This is a genomic window from Spirillospora sp. NPDC049024, from assembly GCF_040649235.1.
Lineage (GTDB): Bacteria > Actinomycetota > Actinomycetes > Streptosporangiales > Streptosporangiaceae > Spirillospora.
Genome location: NZ_JBEZFD010000014.1, coordinates 221,092 through 234,714, shown reverse-complemented (window position 1 = coordinate 234,714; position 13,623 = coordinate 221,092). Strand labels below are relative to the sequence as shown.

At 71.5% G+C, this 13,623-nt stretch carries 14 protein-coding genes and 1 pseudogene; 8 read left to right on the top strand and 7 right to left on the bottom strand.

Annotated features, from left to right (window positions below; all coding sequences use genetic code 11):
• The first annotated feature begins 99 nt into the window (after positions 1–99).
• Positions 100–738 (top strand): TetR/AcrR family transcriptional regulator, encoded by a 639-nt coding sequence (locus AB0C21_RS26215; RefSeq protein WP_500207641.1) that lies wholly within the window; start codon positions 100–102, stop codon positions 736–738.
• Positions 739–756: 18 nt separating this feature from the next.
• Here AB0C21_RS26215 and AB0C21_RS26210 read toward each other — a convergent pair whose 3' ends face one another.
• On the bottom strand, positions 757–1,476 hold the full coding sequence (locus tag AB0C21_RS26210; RefSeq protein ID WP_500207639.1) for a spermidine synthase: 720 nt from the start codon (positions 1,474–1,476) through the stop codon (positions 757–759).
• 202 nt (positions 1,477–1,678) lie between these two features.
• On the opposite strand from AB0C21_RS26210, the gene AB0C21_RS26205 reads away from it, so the two are divergent.
• Positions 1,679–3,286, top strand: coding sequence for a peptide chain release factor 3 (locus AB0C21_RS26205; protein WP_500207637.1), 1,608 nt, complete (start codon positions 1,679–1,681; stop codon positions 3,284–3,286).
• A gap of 117 nt (positions 3,287–3,403) precedes the next feature.
• Here the strand turns inward: AB0C21_RS26205 and AB0C21_RS26200 are convergent, their stop codons facing one another.
• The 3 genes from AB0C21_RS26200 to AB0C21_RS26190 all read right to left on the bottom strand — a co-directional run bounded on the left by AB0C21_RS26200 (position 3,404) and on the right by AB0C21_RS26190 (position 4,983).
• Positions 3,404–3,943 carry an SUKH-4 family immunity protein gene (locus AB0C21_RS26200; protein ID WP_500207636.1) on the bottom strand — a complete coding sequence of 180 codons (540 nt, stop codon included), beginning with the start codon at positions 3,941–3,943 and terminating at the stop codon, positions 3,404–3,406.
• A 72-nt stretch (positions 3,944–4,015) separates the two neighbouring features.
• Positions 4,016–4,309 carry a hypothetical protein gene (locus AB0C21_RS26195; RefSeq protein ID WP_500207634.1) on the bottom strand — a complete coding sequence of 98 codons (294 nt, stop codon included), beginning with the start codon at positions 4,307–4,309 and terminating at the stop codon, positions 4,016–4,018.
• A gap of 71 nt (positions 4,310–4,380) precedes the next feature.
• Positions 4,381–4,983, bottom strand: coding sequence for an HD domain-containing protein (locus AB0C21_RS26190; protein ID WP_500207632.1), 603 nt, complete (start codon positions 4,981–4,983; stop codon positions 4,381–4,383).
• Positions 4,984–5,227: 244 nt separating this feature from the next.
• Here AB0C21_RS26190 and AB0C21_RS26185 point away from each other — a divergent pair, with 244 nt between their 5' ends.
• Positions 5,228–6,844, top strand: a complete 1,617-nt coding sequence (locus AB0C21_RS26185; protein WP_500207630.1) for an FAD-binding oxidoreductase — start codon at positions 5,228–5,230, stop codon at positions 6,842–6,844.
• Between the two features lie 152 nt (positions 6,845–6,996).
• Positions 6,997–7,323 (top strand): MmcQ/YjbR family DNA-binding protein, encoded by a 327-nt coding sequence (locus tag AB0C21_RS26180; protein ID WP_500207628.1) that lies wholly within the window; start codon positions 6,997–6,999, stop codon positions 7,321–7,323.
• Here the strand turns inward: AB0C21_RS26180 and AB0C21_RS26175 are convergent.
• Positions 7,294–8,301, bottom strand: coding sequence for an AraC family transcriptional regulator (locus AB0C21_RS26175; protein WP_500207626.1), 1,008 nt, complete (start codon positions 8,299–8,301; stop codon positions 7,294–7,296). The two genes, AB0C21_RS26180 and AB0C21_RS26175, sit on opposite strands and share 30 nt — an antisense overlap.
• Before the next feature lie 160 nt (positions 8,302–8,461).
• Here AB0C21_RS26175 and AB0C21_RS26170 point away from each other — a divergent pair, with 160 nt between their 5' ends.
• A complete protein-coding gene (locus tag AB0C21_RS26170; protein WP_500207625.1) occupies positions 8,462–9,436 on the top strand; it encodes an NADP-dependent oxidoreductase in 975 nt (324 codons plus the stop codon).
• A gap of 10 nt (positions 9,437–9,446) precedes the next feature.
• A pseudogene (locus AB0C21_RS26165) lies at positions 9,447–9,647 on the top strand (DUF6069 family protein); the annotation flags it as partial.
• A 135-nt stretch (positions 9,648–9,782) separates the two neighbouring features.
• On the opposite strand, the gene AB0C21_RS26160 reads toward AB0C21_RS26165, so the two are convergent.
• Positions 9,783–10,397 (bottom strand): TetR/AcrR family transcriptional regulator, encoded by a 615-nt coding sequence (locus AB0C21_RS26160; RefSeq protein WP_500207623.1) that lies wholly within the window; start codon positions 10,395–10,397, stop codon positions 9,783–9,785.
• A gap of 225 nt (positions 10,398–10,622) precedes the next feature.
• On the opposite strand from AB0C21_RS26160, the gene AB0C21_RS26155 reads away from it, so the two are divergent.
• Both AB0C21_RS26155 and AB0C21_RS26150 read left to right on the top strand, forming a co-directional pair.
• Positions 10,623–11,552, top strand: a complete 930-nt coding sequence (locus AB0C21_RS26155) for a metal-dependent hydrolase (RefSeq protein ID WP_500207621.1) — start codon at positions 10,623–10,625, stop codon at positions 11,550–11,552.
• The gene (locus tag AB0C21_RS26150; protein WP_500207619.1) at positions 11,549–12,436 is read left to right on the top strand and encodes an alpha/beta fold hydrolase; all 888 of its coding nucleotides are present in this window, start codon (positions 11,549–11,551) and stop codon (positions 12,434–12,436) included. Before AB0C21_RS26155 ends, AB0C21_RS26150 begins: the two co-directional genes overlap by 4 nt.
• A gap of 194 nt (positions 12,437–12,630) precedes the next feature.
• Here the strand turns inward: AB0C21_RS26150 and AB0C21_RS26145 are convergent, their stop codons facing one another.
• Complete coding sequence (locus AB0C21_RS26145) at positions 12,631–13,623, bottom strand: CU044_5270 family protein (protein ID WP_500207618.1); 993 nt, start codon at positions 13,621–13,623, stop codon at positions 12,631–12,633.

Sequence of the window (13,623 nt, the reverse complement as noted above, 5' to 3'; positions counted from 1 at the left end):
CGGCCCATTCTGGTGACAGGTGTATCCAGAGTAAGTGTCTGGGTACAACCGTGTCCAGACCTCCGGGGCGCGCGGCGGCGCGGGGGTAGGGTGACCGGCATGGCGAGCACGCGCACGGCCGCGTCCACACGGTGGGCCGGGGTCCCCGCGAGCAGGCGCCGCGACGAGCGGCGCGCCATGCTCGTCCGGGCCGCGTTCCGGCTGTTCGGCGAGGAGGGCGAGGCGGCCCTCACCGTCCGCGCCGTCTGCCGCGAGGCCGAGCTGCACACGCGCTACTTCTACGAGAACTTCGCCGACACCGGCGCGCTGCTCGCCGCCGTCTACGACCGGGAGGCCGCCTCGCTCACCGAGGTCCTGGCCCGCGCCCTGGACGAGGCGGGCCCCCACCCGGACGTCCGCACGCGCGCGGGAATCCGCGCCGTGCTGAGCTTCATCAGCGACGACCCCCGCCGCGGCCGCGTCCTGTTCGCCGAGGCGCGCGGCCACGAGGTGCTGGCCGAGCGCCGCCGCGCCGCGCAGACCGCCCTGCTGGAGGGCGTCCTCGCGATGAGCCGCACCGAGAGCCCGCGGCTCCCCGTCGTCGTCGGCGCGACGATGTTCACCGGCGCGATGACCGAGCTGGCCCAGCAGTGGGCCGACGGACGGCTGGGCGACGACCTCGACGCCGTCGTCGACAGCGCGGTCGAACTCTCCCTCGCCCTGCACGCCACGACCGCCCCCCACCTCCCCGGCGAGTAGGCCCGGCGGCGGCCCGCCTCACCCAGGCGTGCGCGCGACGTAGACGGTGTTGGCCGCGGTACCGCCCTGCAGGGGGTTGGGGAACTCCACGACGTGCGCCGCGGCCTCGGCGAACACCTCGTCGAGCACTGCGGTGAAGCCGCCGTCCGGGGGCTCGTTCGACCACAGGGCGAAGACGCCGCCGGGGTGGAGCCGGTCGGCCAGGAGGCTCAACGTCTCCGGCAGGTAGAACGAGGCGTGCCCCGGATCGAGGACGTGGCGCGGCGAATGGTCGATGTCGAGCAGGACAGCGTGGAAGCGGGCCTCCGGATTCTGCGGGTCCAGCCCGTCCGGCGAGGAGGCCATGGCGAAGAAGTCGCCCTGGACCAGCCGGCAGCGGGCGTCCGCCGCCAAGCCCTCGCCCAGCGGCACCAGCCCTGCCCGATGCCATTCGATGACCTCACCGAGGGCCTCCACCACCACGAGCGAGCGCACGCGGGGATCGTCCAGGGCGGCCTGGGCGGTGTATCCGAGCCCGAGCCCGCCCACGACGACGTCGAGCGCCTCGCCCGGCGCCGCGGCCAAGCCGAGACGGGCGAGTTCGGTCTCGCCTTCCGTCCACAGGCTCGACATCAGGAAGTCGTCGTCGAGCTTGATCTCGTAGACGTCGACGCCCGTGGCGGGGTCCCTGCGCCGCCGCAGGCTGATCGCGCCCTTGGCCGTCGGACGCCAGTCGAGCTCTTCGAAACGTGCGCCCATGGGTTCACATCCTTGAGACGGAGGTCCGGCCCGGTTCCGCGGGGGCCGCGCACCGCTCGAGCCGTCTCCGCCGACTCGCCCGCACCGAGTTCTACGTAAGGTTAGGTGCGCGAGGCGGTGACGGGATCCGGAACGGCGACCGCCGCCCGCGAATCGGACGCGTCCGGCCGACTGTACGGGCGGAGCACGGGAGGGGAGCGCGGTGAGCGCCGGAATCGGGACGGCGGAGGACGTCGCGGCGGAGGCGGCGCGGCGCCGGACGTTCGCGGTGATCAGTCACCCGGACGCGGGCAAGTCGACGCTGACCGAGGCGCTCGCGCTGCACGCGCAGGCGATCGAGCAGGCGGGCGCGGTGCACGGCAAGGCCGGCCGGCGGGGCGTCCGGTCGGACTGGATGGACATGGAGCGCTCGCGCGGCATCTCCATCACCTCCTCGGTGCTGCGGTTCGAGTTCGGCGGCGCCCTGCTGAACCTGCTCGACACCCCGGGCCACGCCGACTTCTCCGAGGACACCTACCGCGTGCTCGCCGCCGTGGACGGGGCGATCATGCTGCTGGACTCGGCCAAGGGCCTGGAGGCGCAGACCCTCAAGCTCTTCGACGTGTGCCGGCACCGCGGCATCCCCGTCATCACGTTCGTCAACAAGTGGGACCGGCCGGGCCGCGAGCCGCTGGAGCTGCTGGACGAGGTCGAGCAGCGCATCGGCCTGCGCCCGGCGCCGCTGAACTGGCCGGTCGGGATCGCCGGCGACTTCCGCGGCCTGATCGACCGCGCCGACGGCTCCTTCACCCGGTTCCGCCGCACCCCCGGCGGCGCCACCCGCGCGGCCGCCGAGCACGTCCCGGCCGACCGGGCCGCCGCCGAGGAGGGCCAGGCGTGGACGACCGCGAACGAGGAGCTGGCGCTGCTGGAGGAGATCGGCGCCACCCTCGACATGGACGCCTTCGCCGCAGGCGTCTGCACCCCGGTGCTGTTCGGTGCCGCGCTGCCCAACTTCGGCGTGAGCGCGCTGCTGGACACCGTCCGCCGGCTGGCGCCCCCGCCGTCCGCGCGCACCGACTCCGAAGGCCGTGAGCGTCCGGTGTCGGCACCGTTCTCCGGGCAGGTGTTCAAGGTGCAGGCGGGCATGGACAAGGCGCACCGCGACCGGCTCGCCTTCATCCGGGTCTGCTCGGGCCGCTTCGAGCGCGGCATGACCCTCACCCACGCCCCGACCGGGCGTCCGCTGGCGACCAAGTACGCCCAGACGGTCTTCGGCCGCGACCGCTCCACCCTGGACGCCGCCTACCCCGGCGACGTGATCGGCCTGCCGAACGCCTCCGGCCTGACCGTGGGCGACACCCTGTACACCAAGACCCCCGTGGCCTTCCCGCCGATCCCGGCGTTCGCCCCCGAGCACTTCATGGTGGCGCGGGTCAAGGACAACAGCCGCGCCAAGCAGTTCCGCCGCGGCATCGACCAGATCGACGGCGAGGGCGTCGTCCAGGTGCTGCGCAGCGACCTGCGCGGCGACCAGGCCCCCGTGCTCGCCGCGGTCGGCCCGCTGCAGTTCGACGTGGTGACCGCGCGGATGGCCGACGAGTTCGGCGCGCCGGTCGAGCTGACCCGCCTCGACTACACCACCGCCCGCGTCACCGACAAGGAGTCCGCCGAGACGCTCGCCGGGCGCCGCGGCGTCGAGGTGCTCACCCGCACCCTCGACGGCTCGTACGTCGCGGTCTTCGTCGACAAGTGGCGGGTGCGCGCCATCGAACGCGAGCACCCCGACGTCACCCTCACCCCCATGCTGGCCGCCGGCGTCCTGGACTGACCCGCATCCCATCGGTGCGGTCACCCGAAGAGAGGCCGGAACTCTCCCGCAACGTCGGAGCCTGTCAGGGGTAGAGGGCGATCACGTTGAGGACGCGGTCACCGCGGTCTCTGGTCATCACAGCAATCCGCGCTTGACGTCCTCGTAGACCCTCGACCACCAGGAGCCGCGCTTGCGATACGCCTTGCGGTCGGCCCTCTTCACGGCTCTCGCCAACTTCTTGCCGTAGGAGGTCCTGCTCTTCTCGTAAGCATCGTCGTCGCCCTCGTCCTCTTCGGGGAATGCCTGGAGAAATCCCTGCCATGCCGCCAGCGCATCAAGGAACGCCGGCAAAGAGGTGTTGACGGAGCGGAGGTCGCCATTGAGGAGATGCACGACCCGCCCGGCGGAGTCCAGGCAGTAAATCCCTGCGATACCGGTCTCGTTCTGCCCGAGCACGTGAGCCCGCGTCCCGTCAGGCAGGTCGACAGGCTCCAGCGGGCGGTGGTTCTCGCATGGATAGAACATCCCCTCGACCTCACGGGGAAGGCCGTACCCCTCAAGGGCGGCAAGAGCATCGTCCGGCACATTCGCAGAGGCCACCGCCTCCGACGAAAGGTCCATCCTTCCACTGCTCTGCCACGATTCCACTGACAGCCAATTCGTGGTGTACGCCACGTTCACTTCTCCTCACCTCAAGGGCGCGGAGACGCTATCAGCCAAGGGTGCCACCCACCGCCCTTCTGCAGATCAGTCCCGAACCCGGCGGCGCGCGGCGATGGCTTGGAGGCCGCCGTTCTCGAAGGCGGCCTCAAGAGTGCCGTCGAGTGACTCGGCCATCCATTCCGCGAACGTCATGTTCTGCGGGAAGAGGCGTGTGAAGTCGGCGTCCTGCGGCCCGTTGGGATCCCACCCCCACATCGGGCCCGCCGGATCGCGGCAGTCGACCACGGACCAGATCAGGCAGCCCCAGTCGAACAGCCATAGCAGTCCCGAATGCGCGCCGTCGCCGTTGAACACCTCGTAGGCCTCAATGGCGTCCATCCTCCGCGACCGCTTCGGGCGGCGCCGGGGGCAGCAGGCCCGGCAGGGCTCGGACCTGTTCGATGATCTCGTCATCGGTCACAGGAGGTCCTTAGGGTTTCTGGGGTGTTCAGGGCCTGGGTGAGCCACGCTAGGGAGCCGGTTTTCTGGGTCTGGTCGGCGAGGCGTTTGGCGGACGGGGTCTGGAGTTGGGCCAGTGAGCTGTCTATCCACGGTTGGGTGTTCCGGTTGCCCTGCTCCCGGTACTCGATGGCCTGGATGAGGCACTCCAGCTTGTCGGCGTCGCGGGCGCACAGCGCCTCGGTGCTGTCCTTGCCCTCGTACTCCGCTACGGCACCCGTGATCAGGGCGGCCACGACCTCCGGCAGGCCGCGTGTCTGGTGCTCGGTGACCTGCTCGTTGGGCGCCTTCTCGACGTACGGTCTGGCCAGGTACGGGAGGTCCGTGAGGCGTGTCTCCTGGCTGTCGTGGAAGAGGCTCAGCAGCGCGGCGCGGGCGGGGTCGGCGCCCTCCAGCGCGGCCAGGAAGCTCGCGATGACCGCCGTACGGAACGAGTGGTCGGCGATGCTCTCCGGGGCGTTGACTCCCGCCACGAGCCAGCCCGTGCGCTTGTAGCGCTTGAGCAGGCCGATCTCGTACAGCAAGCCGGCCAGCCGTTCCGTCTCGTTCGCCATGCCCCGCCCTTCTCTCCATGGTCGTCCGCCGGAGCAGAATTTCACGTCCCGCATGGCAGCACCGGCGCACCCGGGTCGGCTTAGAGATCTTCCAACGATCTACTACGCAGAGCGTTCACAGCAGCACTCTGGGTCAACTACTAGTGGAGGGAACGGACGTATCCGGGCGTCCCCCGCGTCCCGGATCGACCGCCTCCTTCCGCCCGGCCGGGTCACCGGCTCGAGTCCCCCCGGAGGTCAGTGCATGCCCCCCAAGCCCCCGCCGTTCGAACCCGAGAAGCGCCCCGCCATCACCATCGGCCCCGACGACGGCCGGTACCCCACGCTGAGCCGCGGCTTCAACCAGCGGTGGATCGCCCACCCGGAGTACGTGCGGCTGGTCACCTCCTCGGACGGCGTGGTGACCGCGCTGCGGGAGGCGGTCAACCAGAAGCCCGCCGACACGAAGCGCACGCGCGTCACCGTCCGTTCCGGCGGCCACTGCTACGAGAACTTCGTGTGCGGCGACGACGTCCGGGTGATCCTGGACCTCAGCCCGATGTGCGGCATCGCCTACGACCCGCGCCTGGAGGCCTGGGCCGTCGAGGCCGGCGCCACCAACTGGCACGTCTACAGCCACCTGTTCCCGCTGTCGGGCCGCGCCCTGCCCGCCGGATCGTGCTACTCGGTCGGGCTCGGCGGACACATCACCGGCGGCGGCTACGGGCTGCTGTCGCGCCAGGCCGGCCTGACGGTGGACTACCTCTACGCCGTCGAGGTCGCCGTGGTCAACCGCGACCGGACCGTGGACCTGGTGGTCGCCACCCGCGACGACCCCGACCCCGACGTGCGGGACCTGTGGTGGGCGCACACGGGCGGGGGCGGCGGCAACTTCGGCGTCGTCACCCGGTTCTGGTTCCGGGACCTGCCCACCCCGCCCCGCAAGGTCCTCATCACCGCCCGCGCCTGGCCGTGGTCCGGCTTCAAGGAGAAGAAGGACTTCGTTCCACTGGTCGCCAACTACTGCGACTACTTCGCCCGCCACCAGGACCCCGGCACCGCGGCCGGACGGCTGTTCGCGCTCCTGACCCTCAACCACCGCGCCAACGGCGAGATCGGCCTGGTCGCCCAGGTCGACACCGCCACGGACGATCCCAGCGACACCAAGGACGCGGGTGTCGCCGCGATGCAGGACTTCCTGCGCCGGGTCGACAGCCGCGCCGTGCCGGACTCGAGGCCGATGTGGGAGTCGGTCGCCGAGCACGCCGCCATCCCCAACGCATGGCACCCCCGCATGATGCCGTGGCTGACCGCCACGCAGGCCCTGAACGGCTCCGGGGAGAACCGCTGCGGCAAGTACAAGTCGGCCTACCTGCGCAACCCCCTCACGGACGACCAGATCGGCACCATGTGGGACTACCTCGGCAACACCCACTTCAAGGACTACGACAACAAGGCGGCGGTCATCCAGATCGACTCCTACGGCTCGGCGGTCAACCGTCCGCCCCGCGACACCGCCACCCGGCAACGCGACTCGATCCTGAAAATGCAGTACCAGGTGTACTGGAACCGGCCCAGCGACTCGCTCCCCGACCACGAGGCCGAGGCGCGGCATCTGAAATGGATCCGCGAGACCTACCGCGCCACCTTCGCCGAGACCGGCGGCGTCCCGGAGACCGGCGGCCGAAGCGACGGCTGCTACATCAACTACCCGGACGTCGACCTGTCCGACGGCAACTGGAACAAGTCCGGACAGCCCTGGTCGCAGCTGTACTACAAGGACGCCTACGACCGCCTGCAGCGCATCAAGGCCCGCTGGGACCCCCTCAACGTCTTCCACCACGGCCAGTCCATCGAACCGCACACCAGGCCCACGCACTGAAAGCACGGGCCCCGAGCAGCCGCCACTGCCAGCGCCCCCGCCGAGTGAGACGCTCTCGGCGGGGGCGGTCCTCCCATCGGCCGGGCAGGACCGGTGACCGCGGTGGTATCGACGGCGGTGAAGCGTCCGACCCGGCTGGTACACCTTCGGGCATGCGTCCTGAGGAGTTCCTGCACATGGTGCTCGACCTGCCGGAGGTCACCGAACGCGAGGCGTTCTCGAACCTCACCGGCTTCCGGGTCCGCGACAAGGGGTTCTGCTATCTCAACGAGGACGAGGGCTTCGTCATGCTCAAGGCCACCCGGGAGGAACAGGCCGCCCTCGTCGCCGACGACCCCGGCACCTTCTCCCCGTCCTGGGCCAGTGGGCGCTTCGCATGGGTGGAGGTCAAGCTGGCCAGCGTCGACCCCGAGGAGATGAGAGAGCTGGTCACCGAGGCCTGGCGGCTCTCAGCCCCGAAACGCCTCGCGGCCGGATGAGGGCTCAGCGTCCTCCGTCCGGTCCGGCCGGACAGGAGTGCGGCTGTCGTGCCGGTGGCGCCCGGGGGAGACACCGAACTCGCGCTTGAACGCGTTGGCGAAGGAGAACTCCGAGGCGTACCCGACCTGCTCCGCCACGGCGCTCAGCGGAGCGTCGGAGTCGCGTAGCAGCCGCATCGCGGTCGTCAACCGCCACCAGGTCAGGTACGCGAGCGGCGGCCGCCCCACCAGCGCCGTGAAACGGCGGGAGAAGGCGGCCCGCGACAGTCCCGCGTGCGCGCCCAGGCTCGCGACGGTCCAGGGCCGTGCCGGATTGTCGTGGATCGCCTCCAACGCGGCGCTGACGGACGGGTCGGCGAGCGCCGCCGCCCACCCGGTGGCCCCACCGTCCGCCGGTTGGTCCGCGAACCAGGCCCGCAGGATGTAGAGCAGCAGCGTGTCCAGCAGCGCGGGCACCAGGGCACCCGTCCCCTGCTGGGGTTCCTCCAGCTCGGCGCCGAGCAGATCGACCGCGGCGCGCAGCCGGGGATGGCGTCCGAGCCGAGCGGGCAGGTGCAGCAGCGGAGGCAGGTCGGCCAGCAGCGGGTGGACGCGAGCGGCGTCGAGCTCGTAGGCCCCGCACAACGTCACCGTGGTCGAAGCACCGGCGGATGCCCGGCCGACCGGCGGCGCGGCGTACCGGCGTTCGAACCTGGGGCCTTCCCGCGGGTCGCAGACGTGTTCGGCCAGCGGCGTGGACGGAGCGTCGGCCAGGCCGTGCCGACCCGCGTGGGGAAGGAACACCACGTCGCCGACGGCGAGCGGGAAAGGCTCGCCCTCTTCGGGAATGAGCCAGCAGGGGCCGCGCAGGACGATCTGGAACCCCGCCGCGCCCGGCACCGCCCGGAACCGCTGCCCCCACGGCGCCCGCCATTCGACCAGGGCCGACCGCGGCTCGCCGGTGCGCATCACGGCGATCACATCGCTCAGGACGTCCATCACCGCAACCCTAGCGATGACTCCTTCACAGAAGACGATCTCGTATTAATTCGAGATTTACACGCATTGGTCGTCTCACATCGCGGCCGTACGGTCGAACCACTCGAAGATCAGCAAGCGCCGGGCCATGCCCGGTGCGCCTTTTGAGATGGGACCCCCCATGACGACAGAACGTCCGTCCCGCCGGCGCGACGAGGACGCCGCCGCGACGATGAGGGCGGCACGTGTCCACGGCTTCGGCGGCCCCGAGGCGATCCGCCTTGACCGGGTGCGCCGCCCGACCCCCGGACCGGGCGAGGTCCTGGTACGGGTCGCCGCCGCCGGGTTCAATCCGTCGGACGTCGGCTTCCGGGCCGGTTACATGCGGGACGCCGTCCCGCTGGACCTGCCCTTCACCCTCGGCTCGGAGGCCGCCGGGACCGTCGTCCAAGCGGGAGACGGCGTCGATCGCCTCGCGGTCGGCGACCATGTCGTCGGCCGTCTCGACGCAGGCGGCGCCGCGGCCGAGTACTTCACCGCTTCCGCCCACCGGCTGGTACGCGCCCCCTCCGCGCTCCCCCTCGCCCATGCCGCAGCGGTCCCGGTCGCCGGCCTGACCGCCTGGCAGGCGCTCTTCGAGCACGCTCGCGTCGGACCGGGCACCCGGATCCTCGTCAACGGCGCGGGCGGCGGCGTGGGCATGTTCGCCGTCCAACTGGCCCGCCATGCCGGCGCGCACGTCATCGCCACCGCCGGTCCGCGCAGCGCCGACCGGGTCCGCGGTCTCGGCGCCGCGCAGATCATCGACCACACCCGGACCCCGCCGCACCAGGCGCTGGACCGCCCGGTGGATCTGGTGCTCAACCTCGTCCCGGTACCGCCCGCGGCCGCCGGCGCGCTGTGCCGGGCCGTCCGCCCCGGCGGTTCGCTCGTCTCGATCACCGTCCCGGTCACGCCCCCGGCCGGAAGCGGTGTGACCAGCGCCCACTTCGTCGCCCGCAACGACCCCGGCCAGCTCGCGGAACTCGTCTCCCTCATCGACGCGGGCGTGGTGCGGGTGGACGTCACGGCGGCCCGGCCCCTCACCGATCTGCCGGCCGTGCACCGCGACGCCGAAGCCGGCCGCACCAGCGGCAAGACCATCCTCATCCCCTGAAGGAGCCCAGATGACGACCACCCCCACCCGCCCGGCCGGTCAGGACCTCCGCCTCTACGCCTACGCGGTGGGCGGCGCTGTCCTGGCCGCGGTCCTGTTGTGGACCGCGGCCCACGGCCTGGGCGTCGACCTTCGCGTTGATCCCGGCGATGGACGGCCCAGCCAGGTGGTCGGCCTGCCCCTCACCGCCGGCGTCACGTTCGTCGTGGCGCTGCTCGCCTCGGCCCGCCGTACTCGTCCCGCTCCTGAGCCGCCGGAACCGGCCGGTTCCGCACCGCGAGCGACCCGCGAAGCAGCGCTCACCGGCTCGGCCCCAATGAGGGCCGAGCACCGGATGGGGGTGGGATCAGGGTTGGTCGGGGCCGCTGCGCGGGACGAGGTTGCGGCGGGCGAGGCGGGTCAGGCGGGCGACGGTCGTCTCGGTGGGGTCGAGGGGTTGGAGCAGGTGGCTGGCGGTGAGGCGGACGAGGGCGTCGGCGGTGGCGGTGACGTCCTCCTCGTCCAGATGGGGTGCGCGGGCGGTGATGTGCTCCTGCAGCACCTGCCCGGCGAGGGTGATCAGAGGCTGGGAGTTGGCGGTGAGCAGGCCGAGCAGGGTGTCGCCGCCGTGGACGCCGGCCAGCACGGCGCGCAGCAGCGGGTTGGCCGATCCCTCGGTGAGTCCGTAGCGGACGGCGGCTTCGATCGCGGCGACGGGGTCGTCGTGCGTGGCGAGCCGGTCGGCGACGCCGTCGAGGAACCGTGCGGCCTCGCGGTTCAGCAGGGCCTGGCCGATCTCGTCCTTGGAGGAGAACTCCTTGTAGAGGGTCTGGCGGCTGACGCCCACTTCGGCGGCGATCGCGGTCATGGTGACCGCCGCCCAGCCCCGGTCGACCAGGAGCCGGTACGCGGCGTCCAGGGCGTCGTGATGCAGCTGGTGGCGCACTCGCGCGTGGAAGTTGGCCGGTGCGGAACTGTTCACGGGCTCGACACTATCAAGCGGACTGTCCACGTAGCTGACATCACCCCAATCACCACGCCTTAGGTGACATGTATGGTCTGAACGTTCTCACCCTTGACAGTTGAGCAGAGAATGTCAGCATGGAGCCGTGCCGAGCCGACGAGCCGTCCGCCGCCCTCGGCGTTCGCCCTGGCTCGGCCGCCGCCATGGCGAACGCCCGCGGGATGTCACAAGGAGAACGCGACCGTGACCGACCTGCAGATCCGCAAGATCCCATTCGAGTTCGACGAGTCCGTGCCCTTCCAGTGGAACCCCGCCAACCCCGACTTCGGGCTGCTGGTCAACGCGCTCAGCGTGCTGGCCATCGCCTTCGAGCGGTACATCCTCGGCGTCACCCGGCAGGTCCTCCCGAGGCTGAGCGACCCCGGGATCGTCGAGGAGGCCGAGGCCTTCCTGCGGCAGGAGGGGCAGCACTCGCGCGCACACCGGCTCCACGTCAACGCGCTCATCCGGCAGTACCCCGGTCTGCAGGACGTCCTGGACGACGCGATCGCCGACTACGACCGGCTGCGGGAGCGGGAGTCTCCCGAGTTCGGCATCGCCTACATCGCCGCCATCGAGGCCACGTTCACTCCGCTGTTCAAGATGATGCTCGACAACCGCTCGACGCTCTTCAGCCCGGGCGACGCGAGGGTCGCCTCCCTGCTGCTGTGGCATCTGGTCGAAGAGATCGAGCACCGCAGCTCAGCCCTGATCATCTACCACGGGCTGATCGACGACCCCTGGTACCGCACCCTGACGGCCCCGCGGGTCTTCGGGCACCTGACCCGGCTCTACGGCGAGGTCATCGAAGGCTTCCACCGCCACGTACCGCCCGAGGACCTGCGAACCGATCTCCGCCGCATCAACTCCAGGCAGGCCTGGGTGCGGGAGGCCGCGGTGCACCTCCCCCTCATCGGACCCCGAAGGCGCGCGTCGGACCGTCCGACCGCCTTCCAAGCAGTGCCCGGCCGTCAGCTCCTGGTGGCCCTCCTGCGGCTTCTGCTGTCGCAGACCCCGCACCACCGGCCAGCCGACGAGCCCCTGCCCGCCTGGGCCGAGACCTGGTTCGCCGCCTACGACGAGGGCGCGGACATGACCCGCTTCGAAGGCAAGCCCGTGCGGAGCGCCTCATGAGCGACATGACGGAGATCGACATGACTCAGCCGATACGCACGATCAAAGCCAACGGTCTGGATTTCGGCTACCTGTCAGCCGGGCCGGACGACGGCCCGCTCGCCCTGTGCCTGCACGGCTTCCCCGATTCGGCCTACTCCTGGCGGTATCTGCTCCCCGAACTCGCCGCGGCGGGCTATCACGCGGTCGCCCCGTTCATGCGCGGCTACGCGCCGACCGAGGTGCCGTCGGACGGGGCCTATCAGAGCGGGGCGCTCGCGGCGGACGCGAACGCGCTGCACGAGGCGCTCGGCGGCGGCTCGGACGCGGTACTGATCGGCCACGACTGGGGCGCGATCGCCGCGTACTCGGCCGCCGCCCACGCACCGGACCGCTGGAGGACGGTCGTCACCCTGGCGGTCCCGCCCGTGTCCGCCATGCTGAACGCGTTCTTCGGCTACGAGCAGTTCAAGCGGTCCTTCTACATCTTCCTGTTCCAGACCCCTCTCGCCGAGCTGGCGCTCACCCCGGACTTCATCGAGGGCCTGTGGCGCGACTGGTCCCCCGGGTACGCCGCGGCCGAGGACGTGGCGCACGTCGTCCAGTGCCTGAGCGAGCCGGCCAACGTCGCGGCCGCGATCGGCTACTACCGCGCGCTGCTGGACATGTCACACCATGTCCCGGCCTATGCCGAGGAGCAGGCCGCGGCCGGCCGCAAGGGGGAGCGCGCGATCCTCTACCTGCACGGCGCGGCCGACGGCGCGCTGGCGGCCGACCTCGTGCGGGGCGCCGACCAGGGGCTGCCGCAGGGGTCGAAGATGGAGATCATCGAAGGCGTGGGCCACTTCCTGCACCTTGAGCAGCCTCGGGAGATCAACGCCCGCATCCTGAACTGGCTCACTTGACGGTCTCAGCCAGGCAGGCGGTCGCGGACGGCCAGGTCGGCGCCCGGCAGAAGCGCCGGCCGACCGCTGATCACACCGTCCCGGCCGTGCACAGCGGTTCGGGCCGTCCGCATCTGCGAACGGCCCGAACCCGGCGGGCTCCGGCTATGTGACGGAGTCGGCGACGCGGGGCCTGGTGACGGCCAGGGGCCTCCTCATCCCCGGGCTCCGGGCCGGTCGACGATGGCGGTGCCCAGCTGGGCGGACCAGCCGAGCTTCTGGCCCTTCGTGAACCGCGCGGTGCCGTCGCCGCCGGTCGACCTGTGGTCCTTGACGGCGATGGCGCGGTGCCCGAGGTAGGCGAAGGTGGTCGGATCGATGATGACGTCGGTGCGCAGGTAGCCCTCGTCGATCCGGTAGAGGGCGACGCCGTGGCGTCCGGCCGCGTCGGTCACGTCCCTGGCGAACCGGACGCCGGGGATCGCGGCGAGCGCCCCGTACAGCGCCGCGCGCAGCTTCGGCGGCAGGACGCTGCGGCTCATCAGGTCCTGGATCGTGGTGAACGCCCCGGCGTCACGCCCGAGGGGCGTCTGCCCCGACTGCTGGTAGACGAGCGCCAGCAGCGCCTTCGGGTCGGTGGGCAGCGACCGGAGGTAGGTGTAGTCGGAGCGCGGCACGGCCGAGCGGTCCATCGGCGTGGTCGGAGTGTTCTCGAGCCGTCCGCCGTTCTCCATGGTCGCGCGGCGCATGCCGTCCACCCGGATCCAGCGTTCGACGGTGGTGCGCTTGTCGGGTCGTCCCGCCAGGGAGCCGGCGGTGCCCGCGGAGGACGTCGCGAGCATCTCCTTGACGTAGGTCCACTGGTCGGGGCGCGGGTTCCAGGCGGGTTCGGCCGCCGCCTTGAGCGAGGCCCGGTGGGTCAGCTCGGCGGCGGACGCGACGGGCCCGGCGGGCAGGCCCGGGATGCCGGGCCGGCGATGGCCGTCCTCGTCCGCGCCTCCCAGGTTCTGGGCGACGGTGATCCCGGCCGCGGCCGTGACGGCCAGGGCGCCGACGGCCACGAGCCGGACGCCGGTGCGCGGCAGCCGGACGCGGCGTCCCCGCTCGCCGAATCCCGTGGTCACCCGCGACCGGACGGCGGCGACCCGTACCGGCTCGGGCTCGGCCAGGGAGGCCCGCATGTGCCGCAGCGCGTTCAGTTCGTCCAT

What these genes read in the sequence shown, in the direction of transcription:
- AB0C21_RS26215 (WP_500207641.1), top strand. Translation starts at nt 100, where the DNA reads ATGGCGAGCACGCGCACGGCCGCGTCCACACGGTGGGCCGGGGTCCCC.
- AB0C21_RS26210 (WP_500207639.1), bottom strand. Translation starts at nt 1,476, where the DNA reads ATGGGCGCACGTTTCGAAGAGCTCGACTGGCGTCCGACGGCCAAGGGC.
- AB0C21_RS26195 (WP_500207634.1), bottom strand. Translation starts at nt 4,309, where the DNA reads ATGGACGCCATTGAGGCCTACGAGGTGTTCAACGGCGACGGCGCGCAT.
- AB0C21_RS26190 (WP_500207632.1), bottom strand. Translation starts at nt 4,983, where the DNA reads ATGGCGAACGAGACGGAACGGCTGGCCGGCTTGCTGTACGAGATCGGC.
- AB0C21_RS26185 (WP_500207630.1), top strand. Translation starts at nt 5,228, where the DNA reads ATGCCCCCCAAGCCCCCGCCGTTCGAACCCGAGAAGCGCCCCGCCATC.
- AB0C21_RS26180 (WP_500207628.1), top strand. Translation starts at nt 6,997, where the DNA reads ATGCGTCCTGAGGAGTTCCTGCACATGGTGCTCGACCTGCCGGAGGTC.
- AB0C21_RS26175 (WP_500207626.1), bottom strand. Translation starts at nt 8,301, where the DNA reads ATGGACGTCCTGAGCGATGTGATCGCCGTGATGCGCACCGGCGAGCCG.
- AB0C21_RS26170 (WP_500207625.1), top strand. Translation starts at nt 8,462, where the DNA reads ATGACGACAGAACGTCCGTCCCGCCGGCGCGACGAGGACGCCGCCGCG.
- AB0C21_RS26150 (WP_500207619.1), top strand. Translation starts at nt 11,549, where the DNA reads ATGAGCGACATGACGGAGATCGACATGACTCAGCCGATACGCACGATC.
- AB0C21_RS26145 (WP_500207618.1), bottom strand. Translation starts at nt 13,623, where the DNA reads ATGGACGAACTGAACGCGCTGCGGCACATGCGGGCCTCCCTGGCCGAG.